Origin of the sequence: Streptomyces sp. NPDC007164 (assembly GCF_040634135.1) — a bacterium.
Taxonomy (GTDB): domain Bacteria; phylum Actinomycetota; class Actinomycetes; order Streptomycetales; family Streptomycetaceae; genus Streptomyces; species Streptomyces sanglieri.
The window spans coordinates 48,988-74,485 of sequence record NZ_JBEYFB010000039.1; the positions used below are offsets into that span (position 1 = coordinate 48,988).

Below are 25,498 nucleotides of genomic sequence, written 5' to 3' on the forward strand. Positions count from 1 at the left end.
ATTGATCGTGTCCGGGTCAGAATGACCGGCATGACCTGGATGCTGGCCGCCGAACCGTTCGACTCCCCCGACGCCTCGCGGCTGCGCCGCGACTACTACGACGAGGTCGCCAGCCGCTACTGGGGCCGGCCCGCCACCGCCGAGGAGATCGACGAGGGGCTCACCGACGACGGGGCCGACCGGCTCGTCCCGCCCACCGGTGAATTCGTCGTCGGCCGCTTCGACGGAAAGCCCGCGGCCTGCGCCGGGCTGCTGGTGGTGGAAGAGGACACCGCGGAGGTGACCCGGGTCTTCGTACGTCCCGAACACCGCGGCACGGGCGGCGGCGGACTGCTCCTGACGGCCGTCGAGAACGCGGCCCGCGCCTTCGGCGTACGCACGCTCCGGCTCGACACCCGCAACGACCTGGTCGAGGCGCGGGGGCTGTACGCCAAGCACGGCTATCGGGAGGTCCCGGCGTTCCACCGGCGGCAGTACGCGGAGCACTGGTTCGCGAAGGAGCTGGGCACGGAGCCGTACGGCTCGTAGGGGTACGGGGTTCGGGATCGGGTGCGCGGGTTCAGGCCGCGTGGTCCCGCTTCCGTTCGGGGCTGTGCGGCCGTTCCTTGCTCGACCCGTTCGTCTCCGCGGTGAGTTCCTCCACGAGCCTGACCAGATCGGTCGGACGGTCCGGCCCCCACCAGTCGCCCAGCAGCTCGGCCATGGACGCCTCGCGGGCCTCGGCGAGCTTCACCACCGCTTCCGAGCCGGGCTCGGTGAGCACCAGTTGCACACCCTCGCGCCGGACCAGCCCGCGTTCCTCAAGCTGCCGGGCCGCCTCGCTGATCACCCGCAGCGGCACCGGGACGATGTCGGCGAGCCGGCCCGGTTCGACCGTGCCGTGCCGTCTGATCCGCAGCAGCATCCAGCTCGCCGCGGGCAGCAGGTCGTAGCCCGCCCGCTCGGTGATCTTCACATAGACCTCGCGGCGCCCCGCACGCGTGGCGAGCACCGAGAGGGCGCGGGCGCACTCGTCGTACGAGGACCGCTCCACCGGGTTCGACGCCAGGGTCTCGGTGGGCTCCGGAGCGGTCACCGAGCCGCGCAGTTTGTCCTCCTTGAGGAACCAGGCGAAGACGAAGGCGACCAGCACGACGGGGGCCGCGTACAGGAACACGTCCGTGATCGACGTCGCGTACGCGTGCAGCACCGCCGGCCGCAGCGCGGGCGGCAATTGCCCGATGGCGCGCGGGTCGGAGGCCAGCCCGTCCACACCGGTGCCGGGGGGCAGCGGGTGGCCGGCGAGTGCGGCGGCCAGCTTGTCGGTGAGCCGGTTGGTGAAGATCGTGCCGAAGACCGCGACGCCGAACGAGGCGCCGATGGAGCGGAAGAAGGTGGCGCCGGAGGTGGCGACGCCGAGATCCTCGTACGTGACGGCGTTCTGCACGACCAGCACCAGGACCTGCATCACCAGGCCGAGCCCCGCGCCGAAGACGAAGAAGTAGCTGCTCATCACCCAGGTGCTGCTGGTCTCCGTGAGCCGGTGCAGCAGCAGGAGTCCGATCGTGGTGAGGCCGGTGCCCGCGATCGGGAAGACCTTCCAGCGGCCGGTGCGGCTGACGATCTGCCCGGACGCGGTCGAGGTGATGAGCAGGCCCAGCACCATCGGGAGCATGTGCACACCGGACATCGTCGGCGAGATGCCGTGCACCACCTGGAGGAAGGTCGGCAGGTAGGTCATCGCGCCGAACATCGCGAAGCCGACGACGAAGCTGATGACGGCGACGAGGGTGAAGGTCCTGATCCGGAAGAGCTTCAGTGGGATGACGGGTTCGGCGGCCCGGCGCTCCACCTGCACGAAGGCGATCAGCAACAGGACGCTCAGCACGGCGAGACCGATGATCTGTGCCGAGCCCCAGGCCCAGGTGGTGCCGCCGAGCGAGGCGACGAGAACCATGCAGGTGGCGACGGAGGCGATGAGGAAGGTGCCGAGGTAGTCGATGGTGTGCTTCGTGGCGCGAACCGGGATGTGCAGCACGGCGGCGATCACCAGAAGCGCCACGACTCCGATCGGCAGGTTGATGTAGAAGACCCACCGCCAGCTGAGGTGCTCGGTGAACAGCCCGCCGAGCAACGGCCCGAGGACGCTCGTCGCACCGAAGACCGCACCGAACAGCCCCTGGTACTTGCCTCGATCGCGCGGCGCGACGATGTCGCCGACGATCGCCATGGAGAGCACCATGAGCCCGCCGCCGCCGAGGCCCTGAAGGGCCCGGAAGCCGATGAGCTGCGGCATGTTCTGGGCGATGCCGCAGAGCGCCGAGCCGATGAGGAAGATGACGATGGCGGCCTGGAAGAGCTTCTTGCGGCCGTACTGGTCGCCGAGCTTGCCCCAGAGCGGGGTCGCGGCGGTCGACGCCAGCAGGTAGGCCGTGACCACCCAGGAGAGATGCTCCAGTCCGCCGAGGTCGCTGACGATGGTCGGCAGTGCGGTGGAGACGATGGTCTGATCGAGTGCGGCCAGGAGCATGCCGAGAAGCAGTGCACCGATGGCCACGAGAACCGACCGCTTGGAACGCTCCTCGCCGGGGGCCGGGGTCGGGGCCGGGGGGCTCAAGGGCTGGGCCATGGACATCTCCTCGGATCCGCTACACCCCCATCCTGGCCTTTTCGTACCGTTATGGCCTGCTGGGCCATCGTTACGGGAGCGGGGGCCGCGCTTCGGTGCGGGGGCTGCACTCCGGTGCGAGGGACGCGCTTCGGTGCGAGGGCTGCACTCCGGTGCGAGGGACGCGCTTCGGTGCGGGGGGCCGCACCTCGGCGCGAGGGGCGCACTCCGGTGCACCATTCGGTACGGCGTTGGGCATTCCGGCAGCGGGCTGCATAATCGCAGGGCATTCAAGGGGAGGGGCCCACAATGACCGGACATATATGCCCGGAGTGCGGTATGGACAGCAGACCCGGCGCCGGAGGAGGACCCGGAGCCGGGTGCGTGTGTGCGCGGCGGGCGGCCGAGAAGGCGGAAATGGCGGCTGCCGAGGACTTCGATCCGTTGCGGATACGTCCGTACGTGACGCTGGGGGTCGACACGGCCCCGGCCGACGCCGACGAGACCCTGCGGGAACAGGGACCGCACCGCATTCAGGAGGACGCGGCCACGACGATGCCGCTCTTCCTCGGCCCGGCGACGGCGGGCCCGCAGCCGGACGCCGTAGATCCCGCCGGCCCTGCCCGCCCCATTGATCCCGCCGGTCCGGCCCGCCCCGCCGGGGCATCCGACGCGGAATCCGACGCGGCCCGCCGTCGCCGCCCCTTCGTGGCCGTCGCCGTGGGAGCCGCCCTGGCCGCCGTAGTGGGCACGGCGGCGTTCGCGACCGGGCTGCTCGGCGGGGGCGACGACGGGGACACGGGCCGACGGCAGGCCCTGCCCGGCACGGCGGTCGACGTGCCCGGGGCGAGCGTGTCCGCGACGAAGCCGACGCCGGTTTCCGTACCGCCCGCACCCTCCGCGCCGGCCTCCGCGTCACCGTCCGCGTCGGCCACCGCCTCGCCCTCGGCAAGCACCTCGCCGTCCGCCTCCGCGTCCACCGCCTCCTCGCCGTCCGCCTCCGTCACGCCCTCGCACACCACCGGCAGCCCGTCGTCGTCCGCACCGCCCGCCTCCCTGGCCGGCCCCGCCCTGCGCCCCGGCGACCAGGGGCCGGCGGTGGCCGAGCTGCAACGCCGCCTGGAGGAGATCTGGCTCTACCACGGGCGCGATGACGGCGACTACTCGAACCAGGTCGAGCACGCGGTGAGCGTCTACCAGTCGTACAAGGCCATCGAGGGCGACCCGCCGGGGGTGTACGGCCCCGAAACCCGTCGCGCGCTGGAGGCGGAGACGACGGGCCGGTGACCGGCCCGGCCGCCGAGACCGAAGGAATTGGCTTTCTCGGACAGCTTTTTGTATCGTGATGGAACAAAGTAGCCTCCGCCCGCCACCCCCTGACCGGCGGGCGAGGCTGCTTGTTCTCTTTCCCGCGTCGTCGCTTCCCGGCGCCGTCGCTCCCCCGCGCTCTGGAGCCCGCCCATGCCGGCCACCGTCCTCACCGCCCGCGCCCTTCTCCTGGACATGGACGGCACCCTGGTGAACTCCGATGCCGTCGTGGAGCGCTGCTGGCGGCGCTGGGCGCTGCGCGAGGGGCTGGACCCGGAGGCCACGCTCAAGGTCGTCCACGGACGGCAGGGGTACGCCACCATGGCGGTGCTCCTCCCGGACCGCCCGATGGAGCAGAACTACGCGGACAACCGGGTCATGCTCGCGGAGGAGACCGCCGACACCGAGGGCGTCGTGCCGATCGGCGGCGCGCCCGCCTTCATGGACGCGATCACCGCGCTGCCGCACGCCCTGGTCACCTCGGCGGACGAGGCGCTGGCCCGGGTCCGGATGACCGCTTCGGGCCTGCGGATGCCCGCCGTCCGCGTCACCGCCGAGAGCGTCGGCGCCAGCAAGCCGGACCCCGAGGGCTTCCTCAAGGGCGCGGCCGAGCTGGGCTTCGACCCGGCGGACTGCATTGTCTTCGAGGACTCGGAGGCGGGCATCGCGGCCGGCCGGGCGGCGGGCATGCGCGTCGTGGGCGTCGGACCGCGCGCCGGGGCGCTCTCCCCCGACGCACACGTCGAGGACCTGACGCAGGTCCGCGTGGAAGCGGCCCCGGACGGCTCGATCCGACTGCACATCAGCGCGCGATAACCCGACACACGCACCCGATACACGCACCCGGCACCCGGCACCCGCACCAGACGGCCCCCAGCCGCCTCCCCCGGGGCCGGCGTCACAACCGGTGCAGCCGCCCCCGCGCCACCAGTTCGAGGACCGTCGTGACGGCCACCGCCTGTACGGCCATCAGGGCTACCAGTACGAACAACTGCACGGCGCCCGCCTGTACCGGTGAGGCGCCGCCCAGCAGCATGCCCACGAAGGCCCCCGGCAGGGTCACGAGCCCCACCGTCCGGGTCTGATCCAGCCCCGGCAGCAACGCGTCCGACGCCGCGGGCCGGGCGATCTCCAGCCGCGCGTCACGGTCGAGCAGCCCGAGCGCCATCCCCGCCTCCACCTCCCCGCGCCGGGTCGTCAGCTCGTCCAGCGCCCGTCTCCCGCCGAGCACGGTCGCGGTCAGCGCACCACCGATGAGAATGCCGGTCACCGGGATCAGCGCGATGCCCCGGACCGGCACGAGCCCGGTCAGCAGCAACAGGGCGACCACCGGAACGACCCCCGCCGCGATCGGCAACGCCGCCCACCACCAGGTGCGATTGCGGGTGATCCGGCGCCCCGCGGTCCGTACCGCCACGGCGTACATCAGCGCCACGAACCCGAGCAGCGGCGGCAGCGAACGGACCACCCAGCCGATGAGCAGGGAAACCGCGGCGAGTTGGACCGCGGCCCGCAGCCCGGCCAGCAGAATCTCGCGGGCCCGGCCGAGCGAGGCCAGAGCGGCGACCGTGGCCGCCGCGGCGAGCAGCAGGGCGAGCACGACACCGAGCGTGATGTTGACCGGTAGCAGCACGCCACAACCCTACGACCGGACCGAGCCGGGCCGACCCGGACCAGCCCGAACCGGCACCGGACCGGACCACCCGAGCGAATCGTCCGTCGGTGCCGCCGAATTGTCGCCACGTCAGCCTGTGCGCCCGCGCAGATGCGGACGTACGCCCCCATGCTCCAGTCCTGTTGGTCAGAACCCTTGATGTGACGTGGCCATGTCGCCACTCTGTTACCTGGTGCCCACCCCACGGAAACCTGGCACCGCCACGATGGCCGGGCCCCACGGGTCACCCGTCCAAGGTCCCCCCACATCAAGGGAGTTCGCATGTCTGGTGTCTACGCGCGTCGCATCGCCGTCGTCGCCGCATCCGCCGCCTTCGCCGCAACCACCGGTCTGCTCACCGCCCCCACCGCGCAGGCAGCCATGCCCACCCCGGTCTCCGCCTCGACCGCCCGCACGTATCTGAGCGAACTGACCGTCTCGGCGGAGGGTTCGTCGGACGGCTACAGCCGCGACAAGTTCCCGCACTGGATCACCCAGTCGGGCGCCTGCAACACCCGCGAGGTCGTGCTGGAGCGTGACGGCACGAACGTGGAGCAGAACTCCAGCTGCGCCGCCGTCAGCGGCAGTTGGTACTCGGAGTACGACGGCGCCACCTGGACCGCCGCCTCCGATCTGGACATCGACCACATGGTCCCGCTCGCCGAGGCCTGGCGGTCGGGCGCCAGCAGCTGGACGACCGCCCAGCGGCAGGCGTACGCCAATGACCTGACGCGTCCGCAGCTCATCGCGGTCACGGACAACGTCAACCAGTCCAAGGGCGACAAGGACCCGGCCAAGTGGATGCCCTCGCGCACCGCCTACAAGTGCACGTACGCGCGCGCCTGGGTGCACGTTAAGCACTACTACGACCTGACCGTCGACTCGGCCGAGAAGGGCGCGCTGCAGTCCATCCTGAACGGCTGCTGAGCTGGCCGTCCGGACAACTGCCGAGCAAGCCCGACCGTTCCTCCCCGGTCGTTCGTTCCACATGGGTACGGAGCCGTGCGGTCCGCACGGCTCCGTACCCATGTGCGCCCCTTCCCCGCGCCCGCCCGCGGCGCGTTTTCGGCCGAGTACGGCTGATCGCGGCCGGCACCCACACGCCCCGGGAGCCCGCCGGGCGGCGACAGCCGGTGCTCGGCACCCAGCGGGCCCACCGGACCCACGAGAACTCCCTCACCGCCCCGCCCCGCACGGAGCCGTGACACCTCGCACCCCGGCTCCCACCGCCACTGGTCCACACATCGCCGCCGGAGAGTTCCGGGCCGTTTCCCCGCCGAGTACTCCGGCGACGGTCCAGGCGCTGTCGGGCGGTGCGCCCCTTACATACGCGGCGGAGCCGCGCGGCCCGCCCCGGCGCCGGACGACACCCCGGCAATCGCATCCGGCAGCTGACCTGCCCCGCCCGCGCACAGCTCACCCCCGGACCCCCCGCAGCCGGCCTCCGCCCCGCCAAGAACCGCCCGGAGCCGTCCGGAGCCGCGCAGGACGGTGGACCGGCGGACCGCTCGCGCGGCGACGGCCGGACGGACGCGTCACCGGCCAAGTGGTACAGCCCAGGCGGACCACGCCCCGGCGACCCGCCCACACCCCTGACTTCGCGTGGCCGGAAAGCTGCGCCGCCATTGGTTCAGGCCAAGACGGCGAGGGCAGGTCCGCAGTTGGAGGCGGTGCCGAACCGAAGCCTGACCGAGAAGCACGGGGCGACTTTCAGCCACTCGACATAATGTTGAACTTGCAAGCATTGGTGAGGTTTCCCTAATCTGAGCCACTCAATCGGTTCACGTCCCCACCAGACCGAAGGAGCCCTCCCCCCATGCACGCACGCTTGAACCAGGCTCAGCCCTACGCACTCGGCCTCTTCCGGATCGTCATCGGCCTGTTCTTCACCTGCCACGGCGCCGCCTCGCTCTTCGGCGTCCTCGGCGGCATGAACGGCGGCTCCATACCCGCCGGCACCTGGCCCGGCTGGTACGCGGCGGTCATCCAGTTCGTCGGCGGCATCCTGGTGACGCTCGGACTCGGCACCCGTGTCGCCGCCCTGATCTGCTCCGGCTCCATGGCATACGCGTACTTCAAGGTCCACCAGCCCGAGGCGCTGTTCCCGCTACAGAACGGCGGCGAGCCCTCGGCCGTCTTCTGCTGGGCGTTCCTGCTGCTGGTCTTCACCGGACCCGGCGCACTGGCCCTGGGCCGGCTGTTCGGCCGGGGCGCCACGGAACACGGCGAGGACCGCGCATCCGAGCAGGCACCGCCCGTCACGGTCTGATCCGCGGGACCGCTCCTCACGTACACCCGGACACACATCCAGACGCGCGTCCGGACATACATCCAGACGCGCTTCCGGACGTACATCCGGGCCTGCGCCCGGAACCAAGGCTTCCCATTTCTGGGTGTACGTGAGGTTCCCAACATCATCCGTATTTGTCGATCACCGGATGAACGTCAGGCGTACGCTGTACAGCTGACCCTGCCGCTCCTGCCGCTCCCCTGCGACGTCGCGGCGTTGTTCCGAATCGGGGAGTAGTAGGTGCTTGAGAGTGTGGGCGCGCTGACCGGCAGCCCATGGATCTACGTCGTGGTCGCGCTTTCGGTGCTCCTGGACGTCTTTCTGCCCCTGCTGCCCAGCGGGGTACTGGTGATCACCGCCGCCACGGCGGCCGCCGCCGGTTCGACGACCGTCGCTGGCGCGGGCGCCGCCCAGCAGGTGACCGAGGTCCCCTCGCTCCTCGCCCTGATGCTCTGTGCGGCCACCGCCTCGGTGCTCGGCGACCTTGTCGCGTACCGGCTGGCCTGGCGCGGCGGGGAGCGCCTGGACCGGGCCATCGCCCGCTCCCGCCGCCTCACCTCCGCGCAGGAGCGCCTCGGCGCCGCCCTCGCCCGGGGTGGCGGCATCCTCGTCATAATCGCCCGCTTCGCCCCGGCCGGGCGCTCGGTGGTCTCCCTGGGCGCGGGCGCCGCGCACCGCAAGGTCAAGGAGTTCCTGCCCTGGTCGGCCCTGGCGGGCGTGGCATGGGCCGGTTACAGCGTGGGTCTCGGCTACTTCGGCGGCCAGTGGCTCGGCGCGACATGGGTGGGCACGGCGGTCTCGGTCCTCGCCCTGTTCGTGGCGGGTGCCCTGGCCGCCTGTCTGATGCGCCGCCCGGCAGCGGAAGCGGCCGCCGCGGCATCGGCGACCGCCACGGCCACTACGGCGTCCTGACCGCACCCCTGATCTCCAGACCGTCCAGCAGTCTGATGGTCGCCTCGGTGATCTCGTCGACGGCCCGGTCGAAGACCTCCTGATTGTGCGCGGCCGGAGCACGGAAGCCGGACACCTTGCGTACGAACTGCAGGGCGGCGGCCCGGATCTCCTCCTCTGTGGCCTCTTCGGGGATGGCTGGCGGGCGAAGAGTCTTGATGCTGCGGCACATGACTCAAGTGTGAACCGCACCACTGACAATCGCCCTCCCCGGCCCCCGCTCCCGTCACCGGACCCGTTCGACGGCGGGGAGTCCGTACGTACCGTCGAGGATCCCGGCCCCCGGCGCACAGAGCCGGAGCACGAACCGGAAGTCACCCTCGGGCGCGGGCAGCCAGTTCACCGCCGCGACCGGGTCGTCCGGCCGCTCCCGCTGGACCCGGACCGTCAGCGAACCGTCCTCCGCGTACGCCGGCCCGCGCCCCGCCAGGCCCTCACCGATCCGCGAACCGCCCACGCCGTATCCGGCCATGCCGTGTGCGGCCACGTCGTATCCGGCCACGCCGTACGCGGCCAGGGACCAGCCCGCTTCGGCCGGCGGCCGGCCCTCGAAGCGCAGCACGTAGGAGTGGGCCCCGTTCAACCGCCCGCCCCCGGCGTCGCACAGTGCGCGGGCGTACACCGCCTCGTAACCGTGAACACCCCACAACGCGCTCCGCGCCGCCACCGCCCTGGTCAGGTAGGACGCCTCCCGGTCGGCGATCCGCCACTCCGGGGAGTCGACGGTCCCGACGCCGTAGTGGTCGAGGTTGTAGTCGAAGAGATGCGGTTCCATCACCCACCCCGCGCGCACCGCATCGGCCCGGTCCGCCTCCTCCACCCGTGCCCCGCCCCGCGCCGCCCCTTCGGTGAGTGCGCGCACAAGGACGGCATCGGCACGGACGTAGGGCGATGCCCCTTCCTCCAGCAGTCCCAGCGGCTGGAACCGGTCCTGGTACGCCCGGTCGGGCGCGGACGGCGGGAAGTCGGCCATCCACACTCTGAGCTGCTCGAAGAACCGCAGCGGCGCCGGTACGTCGGGGTCCGGCGCGGGCAGCCCCGTGCGGTGCGTACCCGGTTCGACGTACGTGACGGTCAACTGCTCCTGGAACGCGCGGACCCACTCCGCCCCGCCCGAGCCACCTCCGCCGTCACCGCCGCCTCCACCACCTCCGCCGTCACCGCCGTCGCAGTCACTGCGGCCGATGACGGTGACGACGGAGGTGGGCGCGTCGATGACCCCGAGCACCCCGCCGGGCACGCGGCCCGCCCAGCCCGGGGGCACGACGAGCCAGTCACCGGCCCGGCCACCGGTGGAACGGTGGCCGACGTACGCGAAGTTGTCGGTCCAGGCATCGACGAACTGAAGCACGCGGTACGCGCCGTCCGGGCCGGGGACGTGGAGCAGGACCGGTCCGCCGGAGAGGTCGAGATGGGCCACGGACCGGACGGTGTCGTCGCCGACGGACACGAAGGGTGTGTCGGGAGGCACCGGCCGGTCCGCGTGCGCGAAGTGGTTGAACGGGGTGGGCGGCAGTGGACCGTAGCCCGTGTACATGGCGCCCTCGACCACCGACAGGTCACGCACCAGCGGATATCCGTAGACATACGCCTCGGCGGCAAGAGCGACGAGTTCCACCGCTGCCTCCTCCCGACCGCGCGCTTCCCTCAGATGACCGCCTTCGAGCCCGCCGTGCACAGGGCCCAGATCACGAACACGTCGATGGCGATGGAGATGATCGCCCAGATCGGCTGGTACGGCAGCCAGATGAAGTTGATGATCACGCTGATGGCGGCCAGCACCACACCCGTGGCACGGGCCCATTCGGCACCCTTGAGGATGCCCCAGCCGACGACTGCGAGCACGATGCCGAGGACGAGGTGGATCCACCCCCAGGAGGTCACGTCGAACTTGAACGTGTAGTTCCTGACGTGCGCGTAGACATCGTCGGTGGCGATGCCGGAGATGCCCTTGATCACTCCGAGGACACCGTCGACGAGCAGCAGAACACCGGCAAAAATGATTCCGCTGGCCGCCCAGGGATTGGTATCCCCCTGGCCGGCGGAACCGGCGGTACCGGGCGTGGGCGCTGTGTGAGCCATCGGAACTCCTTGGCCGGATCGGGACTGTGAGACAGAACCGACCCTGCGCGCCACCCACCCGCGCAACCACTCGGACGCACCCATCCGAGTGAAACCCGCCATGGAAAGCGGCCGTCCCTACGACGAAGGAAGCCGCGTCACCTTCGAGACCTTGCACGTCATCTTGCCCGGAACCTTCCCCAGCCCCTGGGCCTTCTGCACCGACTTCTGCCCCGCCGCCAGATCGGTCGCCGTCGCCAGCCCCGAAGCCCGGCGCGTGCCGTCCCCGTCCACGAACTCCACGGACACGATGTAGGAGGCCTGGCTGTCGCCGTGGTTCACGATCTCCACGTCCGCGTCCGGCCACTCGGTCAGCGAGTCCACCGCGCACCGGGTGATCCGCACATCGCCCTCACCGTCCGTGCCCTCCAGACCCGGCAACTCCGTGGGCGCATCCGAGGCACCCCCCGGCGCGGGCGCACCACTCTCCGTGCCCTCCACCGCCGACGGCTTCGACTTCGCCGAGGGCGAGTCCCCACCCCCGGCCACGGCGATCAGCGCGCCGATCGCCAGCAACACGGCCACCCCGCCGAGCACCGACAACGTGACGATCAACCCGGTACGGGACTTCTTGACCGGCTGCGGATAGCCGTACATCCCGGGCCCCGGCGCCTGCGGCCACTGCGCGTAGGGCGACGGCGCCTGCTGGGGCGGCTGAGGCGGCTGAGGCATCTGGCCGGAACCGGGCTGGGGCTCCTGACCGGGCTGGGGCGGCGGATAGCCGTACGACATGTATCCCCCCTGGGACATAACTGACGTGACCAGGACACATTACGGCGAGCCGGGGCTCGACTCTCCCACAGGGCCCGACACCGGCCTTCACCTGGTTCATCGAGGCCCTCACCAGCACCGCTGATGCGGTCTGGACGGGCCGAACCTAAACTGGCGGAGGCCCGAGAACCCCAGGTGAGGGAGGCAGGTCATGGCCAAGCGAGGAAACAAGCGCCGCGCCCGCAAGAAGAAGAACGCCAACCACGGCAAGCGCCCCAACGCCTGAACCGAACCCACGTGGTGCCCTGGGAAGTTCACGTGCTCCCCAGGGCACCGGCATCTTCGGTACTACAGACCGCGAAGCGCCTCGTGGAGATCGGCGTAGGCACACCAACAGTCGACGCTGCCGTCGTCGTTCAGGCTCCCCATGTACCAGTCGTCATCGTCGACGGGCTTCACGAGACACAACCCGTGGAATCCCAGCACGATTTCAGGGAAGAGCCGCTCATCTTCTCCCACCGGCCAGCCCAGCCACGTCACGCGGCGATCGCTGTCGAGCACCGTCGCATCCCGGTCACCGGAGACGCTCCGGATCTCTTCCAGAGTCCACCCTGCCGGTAGCTGCTCGCCCGTCATCCCGTGATGATGACAGCTGCCGCGGCATTGTCCGCCCCGCCCCCCATTACCTTTCTGGTGGCCCCGCAACGGGGCTCCCGGCTCCGTTGGGAATCGTCGTCATGTCCCACGCCCTCGCCCCGCGTCCGTCTGCCCCTCGTTGCCGTCAGAAACAGACGCAGAAGGCCCCCGACCATGATCGGTCGGGGGCCTTCGTACTGGTGGGCGCGGACGGTTTCGAACCGCCGACATCTGCTTTGTAAGAGCAGCGCTCTACCCCTGAGCTACGCACCCGTGGATGAGGCAACAGCGTACATGGACTACGGCCCGTGGTCACAAACGATCCCCGGCGGCAGCGAACGAAGGCGGCAGGCGACACGGCTACGGCAGGGTTCGTGCGGGGGGATATCCCCACCCCGCATACGGTGGCCGTCCGGATTCCGGCGGGGACGGGCGGGTACGTACGGTGAAGGCCGCATCGTCCGCAGCATCCGACGTACGACCTGGGGGAAAGATCATCGTGGCAGTCCGCACCCGCACTCTCATCGCATCCGGTGGCGCCGTGCTCATGGCGCTCGTGCTCAGCGGTTGTGGCAGTACGGATGTCAGCGACGCGCCTGCCGAGCACAAGTCGTTCGCGCTGAGCGGGAAGACGCTGACCATCCGTTCCGGGCAGTCGTCGGTGGAGCTCGTGCCGGCCGATGTGCAGAAGGTCGAGGTGACCCGTCGGGTCGACGGTTGGGTGATGTTCGGGGACGGGCCCGATCCCCGGTGGGAGATGCGGGACGACACTCTCACGCTCGGGGTGAAGTGCGATGCGCTGATCAGTGACTGTGCCGCGGAGCATCAGGTGAAGGTGCCGCGCGGGGTGGCGGTGGTCGTGGAGGGGAACGACGGGAAGATCGTCGCCTCCGGGTTCCGTACGCCGCTCACGCTCACCGCCGACAACGGCGAGGTGACCGTCCGGGACTCCACCGGGCCGCTCAAGCTGGCCAGCGACAACGGTGCCATCGCCACCGAGGGGATCTCGGCCCGGTCCGTGTCGGCCCGGTCCGACAACGGCAGCATCCGGCTGGGGTTCACCGGGGTGCCGGATCGTGTGGACGCCGTGAGCGACAACGGGGCGATCACCATCGATCTGCCGGGCGGCTCCACGAAGTACGCGGTGGACGTCGCCACCGACAACGGGCGTACCTCGGTGGACGTGCCGCGCGGCGACGGCAGCGGTCATGTGGTGAAGGCCCGGAGCGACAACGGTGAAGTCACCGTCCGAAGCGTGAACTAACCGGCCCGTGTGTTCGTCCTTACCTGGTGGGAGAATGTACCGGGCAGGGCGAAACGGCACGGGAGAGGGATGTGACGGCGACACACGCGCAGCCGCGGGCGAGAGCGGGTGGCAGTTCCGCCGTCAGGGACGTCTTCGTGCTGATGCTGCTTCCGGTGCCGCTGCTCGCGGCCGCGCTGCCCGCCGCCTTCGCCGGTGGCGGTACGAGGCGCTGGTTCGGCGGGCGCGGGGAGAGTCAGCGCGCCGAGGCGCAGGCCGCGAAGGATGCCGCCGCGTCGGCCTTCTACGAGCTGGACACGGCTCAGCGCGATCTGCGGATCTCGATCGAGACGATCACCGCGGTGGACAGTTCGCCCGCCGCGCGCAAGGCCGTGGACGACTTCACGGCCCTGGGGCGGCGGATCGACGAGGTCAGTCATACGTACATCACCGCGGTCGACGCGCACGATCTGGACCGGGACGACCTGGAGCCGTCGGTCGCCTCCCGGGCGCGGGCCGAGCTGACCACGGCCAAGGACGAGCTGGTACGGGTCAAGGCCGAGCTGGACCGGTTCGCGCAGGGGCTCGGTCCGCTGCTGGGCAGTGCCGAGACGCAGCTCGCGCGGCTCGCGCCCGCCGTGGAGCGGGCCCGGCAGGCGCTGCTCGGTGCGAGCAACGCTCTCGACACGGTGCGCGCCTCCGGGCTGCGCGCGGATGATCTCGCCGCCAGGCTGGCGGCTCTCGCCCCCGAGCTGACCAAGCTCAACCAGGGCGCCGGGCGGCACGGCGTTCCGGAGACCCTGCAGCGCGCCGACCGGGTGCTGCGCGATGCCGAGGCCGTACGGGCCGAGGCGGCCAAGCTGCCCGAGCGGGCCGCCGAGATCGACCACCGGCTGGTGTCGCTGCGTACGCGCGCCCAGGCACTGACCACCCGGGCGGGGTCGGTGGAGCCGGTGCTGAGCGAGTTGCGGCGGCGGTTCTCCGCGGCGTGCTGGCAGGATCTCCAGCCCGTGCCCGAGCAGGCGGCCGTCAATGTGCGGCAGGCCGAGGAGAAGCTGAAGGAAGCCGCCCAGGCGCGGGACGAGCAGCGGTGGGCCGATGCGACGTCCCGGCTGAGCACGGTCCGCGCCTTGCTGAACGCGACGGACGAGGCGGTGTCCGCGGCCGGTGACCGGCTGCACCGGCTGGATGCGGTGGCCAAGGATCCGCAGCAGGAGATCCAGCGGACGCGGTTCGCGGTCCGGGACGCCCAGCGCCTGGCCATGGACGGCCGCAGCACGCCGGATCCGCGCCATGCCCGTCCGCTGGACGACGCCGTGGCCCGGCTGGATCGCGCCGTCGTCGCGCTCGACGGGCGGCACCCCGACTACTGGCACTTCCTGACCGAAACCGAGGCGGTACGGCGGACGGCGGCGCGGGTGGTGTCCGAGATCCGCGAGGAGCGCGGGGCGGGCGGCTGAGCTGTGCCCGCGGGGCGGACGCCTGAGCGGTGTTGGTTGAGCGGTGTTGGTTGAGCGGTACCTGCTGTGCGGTGCCGGACGAGCGGTACCGGCTGCGCGGGGCCGGACGAGTGGTGCCGGCTGCGCGGTACCTGCTGCGCGGGGCCGGACGAGCGGTACCTGCCGGCTGCGCGCCAACCGCCTCAGGAGACTCTGGTGTGCGGTGGCAAGGCCTTGGGCGGATCCTGGTAGTACGCCCGAAGGAGACGACCGACATGGCCACGCACGTGCTGCACACCACGGGGCGACGGGCCCCCCGCCGCCGCAGGGCCACCCAGCTCGACAAGCATCTGCCGGTCGATCACCGGCTCAGCCGCGTCTACCGGGTCGGAGCGGGGCTGATGGGACTGGTGCTGCTCGCCTTCGGTGTCCTGGGGCTGATCGACAAGATCGGTTTCTTCAACACCGGCGGAGCCACCGTCGCGGGCCTCAACACCAACGGCGCCCTGAGCGTCCTGTCCATCTGCGTCGGCCTGCTCCTGTTCATCGGGATGGTGATCGGCGGCAACTTCGCCTCGACGCTCAACATGATTCTGGGCATCGCCTTCATCCTCAGCGGATTCGTCAATCTCGCCCTGCTGGAGACCGACTACAACTTCCTCGCCTTCCGCATCCAGAACGTGCTGTTCAGCTTCGTGGTCGGCCTGATGCTGATGGTCTTCGGGATGTACGGACGGGTCAGCGGCGGCCTTCCGCACGACAACCCGTACTGGCGGGCGCGCCATCCCGAGGAGGCCGAGCGGGAAATGCTGCTGAGCCGGAGGGCGACCACGCCGCCGATGCCGGTCGTCCGGCGTGACCTCTGAGGCCGGGGTCACGGTTAGCCTGGGGCCATGCCTCGTTACGAATTCCGCTGCCGCTCCTGCGGAGACACGTTCGAAATCAGCCGTCCGATGGCCCAGTCCTCCGACCCGGCCTCCTGCCCCGCCGGACACGCCGACACCGTGAAGCTGCTCTCCACCGTGGCCGTCGGCGGGTCGTCCGCCAAGTCCGCTCCCGCCGCCCCGTCGGCCGGTGGCGGCGGTGGCGGGGGCGGTTGCTGCGGCGGGGGCTGCTGCGGCTGAGAGCGGGCGGCCCCGGGCGGGCTCTAACGCCTGCGGGAGAGGGTCAGGCCGTCGGACACGGTGAGCAGCACGCTGTCCATCCGTGAGTCGGCGGCCACGTGCTCATTGAACTCCTTGATCGCCGCCGCTCCGCCGGTCGCCTGCGGGTCGGTCACCCCGCCGTGGAAGAGCACGTTGTCCGTGACGATCAGGCCGCCCTGCCGCATCCGGGGCACCAACTCCTCCCAGTACGGGATGTAGTTGCCCTTGTCCGCGTCCAGGTAGGCGAGATCGATGTGCGGCTCGGCCGGCATCGCCCGCAGGGTGTCCAGCGCGGGGGCGATGCGAAGGTCGATCCGGTCCGCGACGCCCGCCTTCTCCCAGGCCTCCCGGCCGTAGGCGGTCCACGCCTCCGAGATGTCGCAGGCGATCAGCCGCCCGTCGGCGGGCAGTGCCTGTGCCATCGACAGGGCGGAGAATCCGGTGAACGTGCCGACCTCCACGATGTGCCGGGCCCCGGTCAGCCGGACGAGGAAGGCGAGCAGCGGCCCCTGTTCCTCGGCCGACTGCATGCCGGCCTGCTCGGGCAGGCGGGCATACGTGGTCTCGACGAGCTCGCGCTGCACCGGGTCGAGCGGTGGGTTGTGCGCCAGCATGTACGCGTACAGCTCGTCGGTGATCTTGGTTTCGTTGCCCTTGGTCATCCTGTGCGCTCCTCGTCCGTCGATCGGCCGGTGACCCCTCCGTCCCCGTCCGGTGTCAGGACGATCCTGCCTCGCCGGCGGCCCGGAGGAAGTGCCGGAGGATCTCCTCGCCCGCCGCCACGCCGCGCTCGGCCGTCACTTCGGCGTGCGGGGCGCTCCAGCCGGTGTCGGCCAGTTCGCCGTGGGCCGGGCGCCAGGCGCGGTCGGCGGCGAGGAGCAGATCGGCGTCCAGGAGGCTGTCACCGGCGGCGAGGGTGAGCGTGGCGCCGGTGCGCCGGGCCACCTCGTCCATGGCGGCGCTCTTGGTGAGCGGGCCCGGGACGGCGTAGATCTTGCGGCCCTGGAGGGAGACCGTCCAGCCCCGTGTCAGGGCCCACTCCCCCAGTTCCTTGACCCAGTCCTCGGGCAGTAGCGGCCGTTCCACCACGAGATAGGCGAAGAGGTCCTCGGCGACCCGTTCTTTGAGCAGCCAGGCGGGGTCGGCCGCGGCCAGGAGGTGGGCGCGGACCTCGGCGAGGGAGGCGCATTCGTCGGCGAGCCTGCGGGCCACCTGCCGCTGCCAGCCGGCGTCGGACTCGCCGTCGACGAGCAGGTGTCCGCCGTTGGCGCAGATCGCGTACCGCGGTGCGGGGCCGGGCAGGTGAATGCGTCCGTACTGCTCGCGGGTGCGGGTGGTCGTCGGGACGAAGACCGTGGTGCGGGCCAGCTCGTCCAGGAGCGCCGCGGCCGTCTCCGTCAGGTAGGAGAGCGGCTTGTGGTCGTAGACCTCCACGCAGAGCAGCCGGGGGGCCTCGGCGTCCGGCATGGCCAGCTGGAGTGCCGCCGAGGAGTAGATCAGGGTGCGGTCGAGGTCGCTCGCCACGAGCGTCACGGGGGCGGTCGCCGTATCGGCCGGGGGTGCCTGGGGGGTCACTTGGACTCCACCGCCCTGCCGTCCGCGCCCGTCGCGCCCCGGGTGTACTTCGGGTGGATCAGACCCACGCAGGTGTACGGGAGTCCGTCGACCTCCTCCACCGGTACGCCCCGCTGTTCGGCCAGCAGACGGATGTGTTCGAGATCCGCGCCCGCCCCCCGCTTGGCGAGGATCTTCCACGGGACGCGCCGCAGCAGTACGCGGGTCGTCTCGCCGACGCCCGGCTTGACCAGGTTCACGTCGTGGATGCCGTACTCCTCGCTGATGCGCTCCACCGCGGCCCAGCCCTCCCAGGTGGGCGCGCGATCGGCCGCCAGCAGCTCCTTGACCTCGGCGTCCACGGCGTCGGCGACGTCGTCGAAGTGCGCGGCGACGGTGTCGAGGAAGTGGCCGGACACATCGGTGTCCGCGAGCTCCCGGTAGAACTTCGCGCCGTGGAAGTCCTCGGGGCCCACCAGGTCGGCGCGCAGGACGGTCCGCGAGATCAGCCCGGAGACCGTGGAGTTGAGGCAGGCGGACGGGATGAGGAAGTCCTCGCGGGTGCCGTAGGTACGGACGCAGCCGCCCGGGTCGGCCAGCACCGCGATCTCCGGGTTGAATCCGTCGAACTCGGCGAGCGCCGCGGAGAGTTCGCGGGTGATCGCGCCCTTGCCGGTCCAGCCGTCGACGAAGACGATGTCCGCCGGGTCGTGGTGGGCGGCCAGCCAGCGCAGCGCGTTGGCGTCGATGCCCCGGCCCCGGACGATGGAGACGGCGTAGTGCGGCAGGTCGATTCCGTGCCGGTGCCGGGCCCAGCGGCGCATCAGTACGCCGACGGGGGTGCCGGCCCTGGCGAGCGAGACCAGGACCGGGCGGGGGGTGCGCTCGGCGAGGACGGTCTCGGTGACGGTGCCCACGGCGCGGGCGACGCGGGCGGCCGACAGCTCCAGCGCCGCCTTGAACAGCTCCTGGTACTGGTCGGACGGCTGGTACTCGACGGGCAGCGACTCGGCGTAGTGCGCGCCGCCGCTCTGTATCGCCTCCTCGCGCTCCTCGGTGGGCGCCTCCAGCTCGGTGTCCGAGAGGTCCTGGAGCAGCCAGCCGACCTCGTCGGGCGCGTAGGAGGAGAAGGCGGGGCCGCGGAGGGGCTCGGGCAGCATGGGGGGTTCCTGCCGTTCGGAGGCGTACGGGTCGGGGGCCGACCGGGCGTACGGGGGTGTGTACGAGGGCACGACCGCGAGCAGGACGCGGTCGGTGTGCGCGGCGAGCTGCGCCAACAGGCCTTCGGGGGCGTGGAGTCCGGGAGTGTCGGCGGCGGAGTCGACGGCGAGCACCACGGCGTCGAAACCGGCGCCCGCGACGTTGTACGCGTACCGGTCGCCGGGCCCGTCGGCCGGGTCGTCGTGGGCCGGGAAGACCAGCCGGGTCCGTATCGCGTAGCCCGGGTCGTCCACGGCGAGGACGGGGGAACGGGTGGTGGTGGAGTAGCGCACCTCGGCGTCGGTGTGGTCCTCCAGGGCCGTGCCCAGACGCAGCGGGGCGTACATCAGCTCCTCGAAGCCGAGGACCAGTACGCGGCGGGCGTCGCCCAGGGCGCCGGCTATCCGGGCGGCCATGGCGGGGAGCTCGGGTTCCAGTGCGGCCCGGTGGGCCGGGGTGAAGCCGTGCCGTCCGCCGTCCGGTACACCGGCGGGCCAGCGGAGATCCACCCGGGTGCAGGGCCTGTGCCCCTGATCGGCAACGGCTCCGGGACCCGCCTCCGACTCGTGTGCGGCGACCAGTGCCTGGCCCTTCTCCAGGACGCCCTCCGGGAGGGTGACCGTGCCCGAGCCGCGAGCCACCAGGTCGACGCGGGCACCGATCTCCGCGGCGAACTCGGTCAGCCGCCCCCGGTCGGCCGGCGACCTCATGTCCACCAGGGCGACGATGACGTAACGGCTCCGCGGGTACCGCTCGTGCAGTGCGCGGATGGTGTTGAGCACGGTGTTGCCCGTGGAGAACTCGTCGTCCACCAGCACCAGCGGCGCGTCGGAGACGGCGCCCGGCAAGGGTGCCGGACCGAGGTCGCCCGCCAGCAGATCCGGGTCCTCCGGGAGCAGCAGATGTGAGGTGGCGTGCGAGTGGGACTCCTCGAAGCCGCCCGCCCGTGCCACGCCCTCGACGGGGCGGCGGGTCGAGTGGAGGTACGGTGCCACGCCCAGCCCGTCGGCGACCGCGTGGCCGAGGCCGGTGGCCGTCTCCGCGTAACCGAGCACGACGGCCCGGTGCGCCTCGGCGTCACCGAGGAGTTCGCGCACCCTGCGGCCGAGCTCGAATCCGGTGCCGTACACCACGGAGGGCTTCTGCGGCACATGCTTGCCGAGCACGTTCGACACGAGGAGGTGGGCCCGCTTGGGGTTGCGGCGCAGGGCGAGTCCCAGCAGGTCCTTCAACTCCCTGTCGCCGTCCGGCTTCCCGTCACCGACGAGCCCGACGCCCAGTCGCTCCGCCACCCAGCTGCCCGACCACACCACGTCCGCCGTCTCCTTCTCTCTCTGCCGTTGCCGATACCGTTCGTCCGGCTCTGCCGTTCGCCCGACTCTGCCGTTCATCCGGCTCTGCCGTTCGTCCCGCGCCCGCTCGGCGGGGCACGCTCGCGCCCCGCCCCGCGCTCACTCCGCGAGGCCCGCGGCCAGCAGCTCCACGAAGCCGGCGTCCTGCCTCGCCACGCCGAAGACCTCGGCCCGCAGCAGGGTCCGCTCGGCCCAGGCGCGGTGCGGCTTCACCTCGTTCATCTTGTTCGTGTACGCGGAGCGCATGACGCCACCGCCGCCGCGCTCGGGCCGCAGGATGTCCTGGGCGTCGCTGTACTCCTCGTGGCTGACCACGGACAGCGCGTGCACGGGCGCGACGTGCGACGGGTGGATGCAGGTCTTGCCGAGCAGACCGTTGGCCCGGTCGAGCTCGATCTCGCGCAGCAGGCCGTCCAGGTCGTGCTCGATCAGTGCCGTGCGCAGCTCCTCGGCCCGGCCCTCCAGGAACGGGCTGCGGCGCAGCTGGGGCTTGAACATGCGTTCCTGGAGCCGGAAGTACTCCCACACCGGCCCGGTGATCGTGAAGCCGGTGCCGTCCGCACGGCCCAGCACATTGACCACGTCGGCGATGACGGCGCCGACGATCTGCACGTCGTACGCCGTCATGTCGGGCGCCCTGCGCAGTCCGTACGCCGAGCAGAAGTCGGTGACACCGAGGCGCAGCGCGAGCACCCGGTCGCGGTACTTGTCGACGGTGCGGGCTATTCCCTGGAGCGTTTCGCCCCGGGTCTCCAGATGCAGCAGCTCCGGCGATTCGAGAACGGGCATCGCGAACAGGCGCCGCCCGCATGCCTTCTCCGCGTTGGTGAGCGCTTCCATGAAGGGCACGCCACGCTCTTCGGTGAACTTCGGAAGTACAAAACCAGACAACATCCGGACGGTGTCGCCGAGGCGGTGCACCAGGTCGGCTATCTGGTCCGGCTCCCGGACCCGGATGAAGAGCAGGGGCACCTCGACGCCGCGTGCGTCGAGGTCGGCGAACTGCCTGACCAGGTTCTCCTCGGCACCGGCGACCTCGGAGTCGTCGATCGAATCCTCCAGGCACAGCACCATCGAGACAACGCCGCGCCCGGCCTGCTTGATGACGTCGTCAGCGAGTCTGGGCCGGGTGGCGGGGCTGTACAGGGTCGCTCCCAGGGCAGCCGACAGCACGCGGGCCGACGAATCCGGACCGAACTCGCACGGCTCCTGGAAGAACAGCCTCTTCCTCGTAGCGGGCGCAATATGCCCGAAATGACGCATGTAACTCCCCCGAACTGCCTGACCGGCCGGACAACGTATGGCCGGTAATAGTACGTACGGACGGGTGTCAAGAGTTCCCCACGTGCATGAATTCCGGGTAACTCGTCCATTTCCCGATGGGTGGGAACGCCCCGGCCCCTGTTCTTCCGGCGTATCCGCGACACATCCGGTGTGCCCCCCGCGTTGTCCGCGCGGGGAGCCAGCAGGCAGGATGACGGGCATGACGCACGCGATGGTGAAAGGCTCGAACGTCCCTCTGGACGCCATGGCCGTACGGGCCGTTCTGCGCTGGACCCCGGGCGCCGGAATTCCGGATGTGGATGCCTCGGCCCTGCTGCTCGGAGCCGGTGGCCGCGTGCGCTCGGACGAGGACTTCGTCTTCTACAACCAGCCCCGCCACCCCTCCGGCCTGGTACGACGGCTGCCGAAGCGCAGCGTCGCCGAGGGGCTCACGGACACCATCGAGGCCGACCTGGGCGGGCTGGACGCCTCGGTCGAGCAGGTGGTCGTCGCCGCGTCCTCCGACGGCGCCGCGTTCGCTCAGGTGCGCGATCTGCGCATCCTGCTGTACGACTCGGCGTCGGCCGGCGGGGAGCCGCTCGCGGTCTTCGACGTGCGGCCGGAGACCGGCGAGGAGACGGCGATCATCTGCGGCGAGCTCTACCGGCGCGGCGATGGCTGGAAATTCCGAGCCGTCGGGCAGGGCTATCCGACCGGTCTGGTCGGCCTGGCGACCGCCTTCGGCATCTCGGTCGACGAGACCGCGGCGGCGGAGCCCGACCCGGCGCCGTCGCCCGCGGCGGCTCCCGCGCCCGTGGCCGTGCCCGGGTTTCCGCCCGCGCCCCGTTTCCCTCCGGCGGCGTCCGACCCCGACGCGCAGGCCACGGTCCAGCACCAGCAGCCCGCGTACGGCTATCCGCAGCCCGCCGCCCAGCCGGCTCCCCAGCCCGCGTACGGATACCCACAGCCCGCCGCCGCACAGCCGGCCCACGCCTATCCGGAGCCCGCCGCTGCCGCGGCACCCGCCCCGAACCCGAATTTCGTGCTGCCGCCGCAGGGGCCGCAGTTCGTGCGGTCCTGAGGCGGACCCGGACCCGGACGCGGCACCAGGCGGAGGCGGCACCGGCACGATCCGAAGCGTCCCGGCCCACACAGGCCGGGGCGCTCAGGTCCGTGACTTGTAGCCGCGCCCCCACTGCATGCCGAAGCCGTACAGCCGGTCCAGCTCCGACTGGAATCCGTAGACGAACTTCACCTCGCGCCGCACGATCAGCTCGCCCTTGGTGTTGTCCACCGTGAACACGGCGCAGGAGCGGGCCTCCGGGGCGTGTTCGTCGAGTTCGATCTCGATCCGCGGGCCGTTGCCCGGGTAGAGCGTCACCTTGGCGTGGGTACGGTCGAAGGCCGGTGTCTGGTCGTAGATGTAGACGAAGAACAGCAGCCGTTTGAACTGGTCGCGCTGGTCGAGATTGACGTAGACCGTCTCACCCGACGGCGCCCCGAAGCGGTCGTCCCCGCTGAGCCGGATGTACGGTGGCGCGTTCAGGTCGCCGAGGAGGTTGCCCAGCGGCTGGACTACGCCCCTGGTGCCGTCCTTCAGTTCGTACATGCAGCCCAGGTCCAGGTCGACGTTGACCATGCCCTGGGTGTGGGCCTGGACCGGTTCGGGCTGGAAGAGCTTCAGCGGCCGCAGCAGTCGGCCGCTCTGCCGCGACCGGCCCATTATGTCCGACGTACGCATCTGCCAGGAGAGGTTGACCCGCAGATTGCCGGTCAGCGCACCCTGCTTGGTGAGCGAGACCGTGGCGTGCCGCCGGGTGAGCACGATGGAGCTGGTCGCCGCGCTGCCCGACTCGAACTGTGCCTCCCGCCGCGGCCACAGGCCGTCCCAGAACGCCATCCCCAACCCCCATGCATCTCGGTAGAAAAGTGCCCCGTCCCACGGCCGGCCCGCGCCTCGGCGGGGGCGCCCACATCACTGCGGGGCGGCCGCGGGGCCGGGTCCGGATGTCTCCGGAGAACCGTTGCCTCACGGACCGCCCCGCTGAGAGCGTTCCTCAATCCCTACCGGGTCACACCCCGGACGGGACTTCTGCCTTGGAACCCTCGTCGTTGCCGTCCTCGGCTTCCATCGCCTTGTTGCGCCGGACCGAGGACCAGAAGGACCAGGCGATCAGCACGACACCGGTCAGGCCGGTGATGAGCTCGTTGATCTGGTACTGGATGGTGACGAGCAGAAGCACGGCCAGCGCGCCGATGGCGTAGTGGGCGCCGTGCTCCAGGTAGACGTAGTCGTCGAGCGTGCCCTGACGGACCAGGTAGACCGTGAGCGAACGGACGTACATGGCGCCGATACCGAGGCCCAGGGCCATCAGCACGATGTTGTTGGTGACGGCGAAGGCACCGATGACACCGTCGAACGAGAAGGACGCGTCGAGCACTTCCAGGTAGAGGAACATGAAGAACGCGGCCTTGCCGGCGAGCACGACGGAGGAAACCTTCTTGCCGGAACGCTTGGCCTGTTCCTCGGCCTCGTGCTCGCGCTCTTCCTCCTCCTCCAGCTTGTTCTCGAAGAAGCCGGAGAGACCGCCGACGATGAGGTACGTGATCAGACCGGCGACACCGGAGAGCAGAACCGTCTCCGCCTTGTCCGCGTGACCGCCGCCGTGCTGGTGCGCCATGGTGGCGAAGGTCATGGCCGAGATCAGCAGCACGATCAGCGCGATGCAGACCGACAGCATGTCGACCTTGCCGAGCTTGGCGAGCGGACGCTCGATCCAGCGCAGCCACTGAATGTCACGGTCCTCGAAAATGAAGTCGAGGAAGATCATCAGCAGGAACATGCCACCGAACGCGGCGATCGCCGGGTGGGCGTCGGTGACGAGTTCCTGGTAGCGGTCGGGCTGGTTGAAGGAGAGATCGACCGCTTCGATCGGCCCCAGCTTGGCGGTAATGGCCACGATCACGACGGGGAACACCAGCCGCATACCGAAGACCGCGATGAGCACACCGACCGTCAGGAAGATCTTCTGCCAGAAGGCATTCATCTTCTTCAGGATTCCGGCGTTGACCACCGCATTGTCGAAGGACAGCGAGATCTCCAGGACGGAAAGAATCGCGACGACACCGAAGGCTTCCCACCCCCCGTAGATCACCGCTGCGACCAGGCCGAGCGCGGTAACCGCGAACGACCAGCCGAAGGTTTTCAGAAGCACTGGCTACCCCATCGTGTATGTAACGGGTCTCCCCCGAGATGTACGGGGCTCCCCCGCGCCGTGCGCGGCTTTACGAAACGTTGACCCCGAAGTCTAGAGCGATGCCTCGCAGCCCGGACGCGTACCCCTGTCCCACCGCACGGAACTTCCACTCGCCGTTGTACCGGTAGAGCTCGCCGAAGATCATCGCGGTTTCCGTCGAGGCGTCCTCGCTGAGGTCGTAACGCGCGAGTTCCTGACCGTCCGCCTGGTTCACCACGCGGATGAACGCATTGCTGACCTGGCCGAAGGTCTGACCCCGGTTGTCGGCGTCATGGATCGAGACCGGGAAAACGATCTTGTCGCAATGCGCCGGCACCTGGGTGAGATTCACGATGACCGATTCGTCGTCGCCCTCGCCCTCACCCGTGAGGTTGTCACCGGTGTGCTCCACGGAGCCGTCCGGGCTCGTGAGGTTGTTGTAGAACACGAACCATTCGTCGCCGAGCACCCGGCCCGACTGGCACAGCAGCGCGCTGGCGTCGAGGTCGAAGTCGGCGCCCGTGGTGGATCGTGCGTCCCAGCCGAGCCCGACCAGCACCTGGGTGAGGTTGGGTGCGGCCTTGGAGAGGGAGACATTGCCTCCCTTGGCGAGCGTGACGCCCATGGTGTGTGTCCTCCCCGAGTCGATGAACCGTCTGCCGGGCCCGCCGGGCCGCCGGGGCCCACGAGCCGTCTGTCCAGCACGTCCGGCGGCGCGCAGCGGGGGGGGGGCGGGCGGGGGAAACGCGGCGGGTCCCCGGGCCCCCCCCGCCGGCACCGCCCCGGGGCGCCCGAGCAGAGCCAGGCG

Annotated in this window: 25 protein-coding genes and 1 tRNA gene; 11 read left to right on the forward strand and 15 right to left on the reverse strand. The window is 70.7% G+C overall.

Features of this window, described 5'->3' with window-relative positions:
- The first annotated feature begins 30 nt into the window (after positions 1–30).
- Positions 31–528, forward strand: coding sequence for a GNAT family N-acetyltransferase (locus ABZ622_RS32690; protein ID WP_360549432.1), 498 nt, complete (start codon positions 31–33; stop codon positions 526–528).
- A 31-nt stretch (positions 529–559) separates the two neighbouring features.
- Here the strand turns inward: ABZ622_RS32690 and ABZ622_RS32695 are convergent, their stop codons facing one another.
- A complete protein-coding gene (locus tag ABZ622_RS32695; RefSeq protein ID WP_360549434.1) occupies positions 560–2,608 on the reverse strand; it encodes an MDR family MFS transporter in 2,049 nt (682 codons plus the stop codon).
- A gap of 396 nt (positions 2,609–3,004) precedes the next feature.
- Between ABZ622_RS32695 and ABZ622_RS32700 the strand changes: the two genes are divergently transcribed.
- Together ABZ622_RS32700 and ABZ622_RS32705 are read left to right on the forward strand one after the other, a co-directional pair.
- Positions 3,005–3,874: a peptidoglycan-binding domain-containing protein gene (locus ABZ622_RS32700; protein ID WP_360549436.1), complete on the forward strand. Its 870-nt coding sequence runs from the start codon at positions 3,005–3,007 to the stop codon at positions 3,872–3,874.
- Positions 3,875–4,048: 174 nt separating this feature from the next.
- Entirely contained in the window at positions 4,049–4,711 is a 663-nt protein-coding gene (locus tag ABZ622_RS32705; protein ID WP_360549438.1) for an HAD-IA family hydrolase, read from the forward strand.
- Positions 4,712–4,793: 82 nt separating this feature from the next.
- On the opposite strand, the gene ABZ622_RS32710 is transcribed toward ABZ622_RS32705, so the two are convergent.
- Positions 4,794–5,528, reverse strand: a complete 735-nt coding sequence (locus tag ABZ622_RS32710) for an ABC transporter permease (RefSeq protein ID WP_360549440.1) — start codon at positions 5,526–5,528, stop codon at positions 4,794–4,796.
- A 303-nt stretch (positions 5,529–5,831) separates the two neighbouring features.
- Between ABZ622_RS32710 and ABZ622_RS32715 the strand changes: the two genes are divergently transcribed.
- The 3 genes from ABZ622_RS32715 to ABZ622_RS32725 all read left to right on the forward strand — a co-directional run bounded on the left by ABZ622_RS32715 (position 5,832) and on the right by ABZ622_RS32725 (position 8,751).
- Positions 5,832–6,476: an HNH endonuclease family protein gene (locus ABZ622_RS32715; RefSeq protein ID WP_360549442.1), complete on the forward strand. Its 645-nt coding sequence runs from the start codon at positions 5,832–5,834 to the stop codon at positions 6,474–6,476.
- Between the two features lie 889 nt (positions 6,477–7,365).
- Positions 7,366–7,818, forward strand: coding sequence for a DoxX family protein (locus ABZ622_RS32720; RefSeq protein WP_360549444.1), 453 nt, complete (start codon positions 7,366–7,368; stop codon positions 7,816–7,818).
- Positions 7,819–8,079: 261 nt separating this feature from the next.
- Positions 8,080–8,751: a VTT domain-containing protein gene (locus tag ABZ622_RS32725; protein WP_360549446.1), complete on the forward strand. Its 672-nt coding sequence runs from the start codon at positions 8,080–8,082 to the stop codon at positions 8,749–8,751.
- On the opposite strand, the gene ABZ622_RS32730 is transcribed toward ABZ622_RS32725, so the two are convergent.
- The 6 genes from ABZ622_RS32730 to ABZ622_RS32755 form a co-directional block, all read right to left on the reverse strand.
- Positions 8,738–8,962 (reverse strand): DUF2277 domain-containing protein, encoded by a 225-nt coding sequence (locus ABZ622_RS32730; RefSeq protein WP_360549448.1) that lies wholly within the window; start codon positions 8,960–8,962, stop codon positions 8,738–8,740. The two genes, ABZ622_RS32725 and ABZ622_RS32730, sit on opposite strands and share 14 nt — an antisense overlap.
- 54 nt (positions 8,963–9,016) lie before the next feature.
- On the reverse strand, positions 9,017–10,408 hold the full coding sequence (locus ABZ622_RS32735; RefSeq protein ID WP_360549450.1) for a DUF1254 domain-containing protein: 1,392 nt from the start codon (positions 10,406–10,408) through the stop codon (positions 9,017–9,019).
- Between the two features lie 29 nt (positions 10,409–10,437).
- Positions 10,438–10,872, reverse strand: a complete 435-nt coding sequence (locus tag ABZ622_RS32740) for a hypothetical protein (RefSeq protein ID WP_360549452.1) — start codon at positions 10,870–10,872, stop codon at positions 10,438–10,440.
- 117 nt (positions 10,873–10,989) lie between these two features.
- The gene (locus tag ABZ622_RS32745) at positions 10,990–11,643 is read right to left on the reverse strand and encodes a hypothetical protein (RefSeq protein WP_360549454.1); all 654 of its coding nucleotides are present in this window, start codon (positions 11,641–11,643) and stop codon (positions 10,990–10,992) included.
- 327 nt (positions 11,644–11,970) lie between these two features.
- On the reverse strand, positions 11,971–12,258 hold the full coding sequence (locus ABZ622_RS32750) for a hypothetical protein (protein WP_360549456.1): 288 nt from the start codon (positions 12,256–12,258) through the stop codon (positions 11,971–11,973).
- Between the two features lie 198 nt (positions 12,259–12,456).
- Positions 12,457–12,531 (reverse strand) — tRNA-Val (locus tag ABZ622_RS32755).
- A gap of 274 nt (positions 12,532–12,805) precedes the next feature.
- On the opposite strand from ABZ622_RS32755, the gene ABZ622_RS32760 reads away from it, so the two are divergent.
- The 4 genes from ABZ622_RS32760 to ABZ622_RS32775 all read left to right on the forward strand — a co-directional run bounded on the left by ABZ622_RS32760 (position 12,806) and on the right by ABZ622_RS32775 (position 16,064).
- Positions 12,806–13,522 (forward strand): DUF4097 family beta strand repeat-containing protein, encoded by a 717-nt coding sequence (locus ABZ622_RS32760; RefSeq protein WP_360549481.1) that lies wholly within the window; start codon positions 12,806–12,808, stop codon positions 13,520–13,522.
- A gap of 71 nt (positions 13,523–13,593) precedes the next feature.
- Positions 13,594–14,961 carry a hypothetical protein gene (locus ABZ622_RS32765; protein ID WP_360549458.1) on the forward strand — a complete coding sequence of 456 codons (1,368 nt, stop codon included), beginning with the start codon at positions 13,594–13,596 and terminating at the stop codon, positions 14,959–14,961.
- Positions 14,962–15,215: 254 nt separating this feature from the next.
- Entirely contained in the window at positions 15,216–15,806 is a 591-nt protein-coding gene (locus tag ABZ622_RS32770; protein ID WP_360549460.1) for a DUF4383 domain-containing protein, read from the forward strand.
- 27 nt (positions 15,807–15,833) lie between these two features.
- Entirely contained in the window at positions 15,834–16,064 is a 231-nt protein-coding gene (locus ABZ622_RS32775; RefSeq protein ID WP_259927356.1) for a zinc ribbon domain-containing protein, read from the forward strand.
- A gap of 23 nt (positions 16,065–16,087) precedes the next feature.
- Here the strand turns inward: ABZ622_RS32775 and ABZ622_RS32780 are convergent, their stop codons facing one another.
- The 4 genes from ABZ622_RS32780 to ABZ622_RS32795 form a co-directional block, all read right to left on the reverse strand.
- Entirely contained in the window at positions 16,088–16,747 is a 660-nt protein-coding gene (locus ABZ622_RS32780; protein WP_360549463.1) for an O-methyltransferase, read from the reverse strand.
- A gap of 55 nt (positions 16,748–16,802) precedes the next feature.
- Positions 16,803–17,660: an HAD family hydrolase gene (locus tag ABZ622_RS32785; protein ID WP_360549465.1), complete on the reverse strand. Its 858-nt coding sequence runs from the start codon at positions 17,658–17,660 to the stop codon at positions 16,803–16,805.
- Positions 17,657–20,152, reverse strand: coding sequence for a phosphoribosyltransferase (locus ABZ622_RS32790; RefSeq protein ID WP_360549467.1), 2,496 nt, complete (start codon positions 20,150–20,152; stop codon positions 17,657–17,659). Before ABZ622_RS32790 ends, ABZ622_RS32785 begins: the two co-directional genes overlap by 4 nt.
- Positions 20,153–20,290: 138 nt before the next feature.
- A complete protein-coding gene (locus ABZ622_RS32795) occupies positions 20,291–21,454 on the reverse strand; it encodes an HpcH/HpaI aldolase/citrate lyase family protein (RefSeq protein WP_360549469.1) in 1,164 nt (387 codons plus the stop codon).
- 220 nt (positions 21,455–21,674) lie between these two features.
- Here ABZ622_RS32795 and ABZ622_RS32800 point away from each other — a divergent pair, with 220 nt between their 5' ends.
- Positions 21,675–22,535, forward strand: coding sequence for a TerD family protein (locus ABZ622_RS32800; protein ID WP_360549471.1), 861 nt, complete (start codon positions 21,675–21,677; stop codon positions 22,533–22,535).
- A gap of 84 nt (positions 22,536–22,619) precedes the next feature.
- Here ABZ622_RS32800 and ABZ622_RS32805 read toward each other — a convergent pair whose 3' ends face one another.
- The 3 genes from ABZ622_RS32805 to ABZ622_RS32815 form a co-directional block, all read right to left on the reverse strand.
- Positions 22,620–23,354 carry a Tellurium resistance gene (locus ABZ622_RS32805; RefSeq protein ID WP_360549473.1) on the reverse strand — a complete coding sequence of 245 codons (735 nt, stop codon included), beginning with the start codon at positions 23,352–23,354 and terminating at the stop codon, positions 22,620–22,622.
- Between the two features lie 172 nt (positions 23,355–23,526).
- On the reverse strand, positions 23,527–24,669 hold the full coding sequence (locus ABZ622_RS32810; RefSeq protein WP_360549475.1) for a DUF475 domain-containing protein: 1,143 nt from the start codon (positions 24,667–24,669) through the stop codon (positions 23,527–23,529).
- 70 nt (positions 24,670–24,739) lie between these two features.
- Entirely contained in the window at positions 24,740–25,315 is a 576-nt protein-coding gene (locus ABZ622_RS32815) for a TerD family protein (RefSeq protein ID WP_093542977.1), read from the reverse strand.
- Positions 25,316–25,498 lie beyond the last annotated feature (183 nt).

Coding starts and splice junctions, on each gene's coding strand:
- ABZ622_RS32690 (WP_360549432.1), top strand. CDS start 31: ATGACCTGGATGCTGGCCGCCGAACCGTTCGACTCCCCCGACGCCTCG.
- ABZ622_RS32695 (WP_360549434.1), bottom strand. CDS start 2,608: ATGGCCCAGCCCTTGAGCCCCCCGGCCCCGACCCCGGCCCCCGGCGAG.
- ABZ622_RS32700 (WP_360549436.1), top strand. CDS start 3,005: ATGGCGGCTGCCGAGGACTTCGATCCGTTGCGGATACGTCCGTACGTG.
- ABZ622_RS32705 (WP_360549438.1), top strand. CDS start 4,049: ATGCCGGCCACCGTCCTCACCGCCCGCGCCCTTCTCCTGGACATGGAC.
- ABZ622_RS32715 (WP_360549442.1), top strand. CDS start 5,832: ATGTCTGGTGTCTACGCGCGTCGCATCGCCGTCGTCGCCGCATCCGCC.
- ABZ622_RS32720 (WP_360549444.1), top strand. CDS start 7,366: ATGCACGCACGCTTGAACCAGGCTCAGCCCTACGCACTCGGCCTCTTC.
- ABZ622_RS32730 (WP_360549448.1), bottom strand. CDS start 8,962: ATGTGCCGCAGCATCAAGACTCTTCGCCCGCCAGCCATCCCCGAAGAG.
- ABZ622_RS32740 (WP_360549452.1), bottom strand. CDS start 10,872: ATGGCTCACACAGCGCCCACGCCCGGTACCGCCGGTTCCGCCGGCCAG.
- ABZ622_RS32745 (WP_360549454.1), bottom strand. CDS start 11,643: ATGTCGTACGGCTATCCGCCGCCCCAGCCCGGTCAGGAGCCCCAGCCC.
- ABZ622_RS32750 (WP_360549456.1), bottom strand. CDS start 12,258: ATGACGGGCGAGCAGCTACCGGCAGGGTGGACTCTGGAAGAGATCCGG.
- ABZ622_RS32760 (WP_360549481.1), top strand. CDS start 12,806: ATGGCGCTCGTGCTCAGCGGTTGTGGCAGTACGGATGTCAGCGACGCG.
- ABZ622_RS32770 (WP_360549460.1), top strand. CDS start 15,216: ATGGCCACGCACGTGCTGCACACCACGGGGCGACGGGCCCCCCGCCGC.
- ABZ622_RS32775 (WP_259927356.1), top strand. CDS start 15,834: ATGCCTCGTTACGAATTCCGCTGCCGCTCCTGCGGAGACACGTTCGAA.
- ABZ622_RS32780 (WP_360549463.1), bottom strand. CDS start 16,747: ATGACCAAGGGCAACGAAACCAAGATCACCGACGAGCTGTACGCGTAC.
- ABZ622_RS32795 (WP_360549469.1), bottom strand. CDS start 21,454: ATGCGTCATTTCGGGCATATTGCGCCCGCTACGAGGAAGAGGCTGTTC.
- ABZ622_RS32800 (WP_360549471.1), top strand. CDS start 21,675: ATGACGCACGCGATGGTGAAAGGCTCGAACGTCCCTCTGGACGCCATG.
- ABZ622_RS32805 (WP_360549473.1), bottom strand. CDS start 23,354: ATGGCGTTCTGGGACGGCCTGTGGCCGCGGCGGGAGGCACAGTTCGAG.
- ABZ622_RS32815 (WP_093542977.1), bottom strand. CDS start 25,315: ATGGGCGTCACGCTCGCCAAGGGAGGCAATGTCTCCCTCTCCAAGGCC.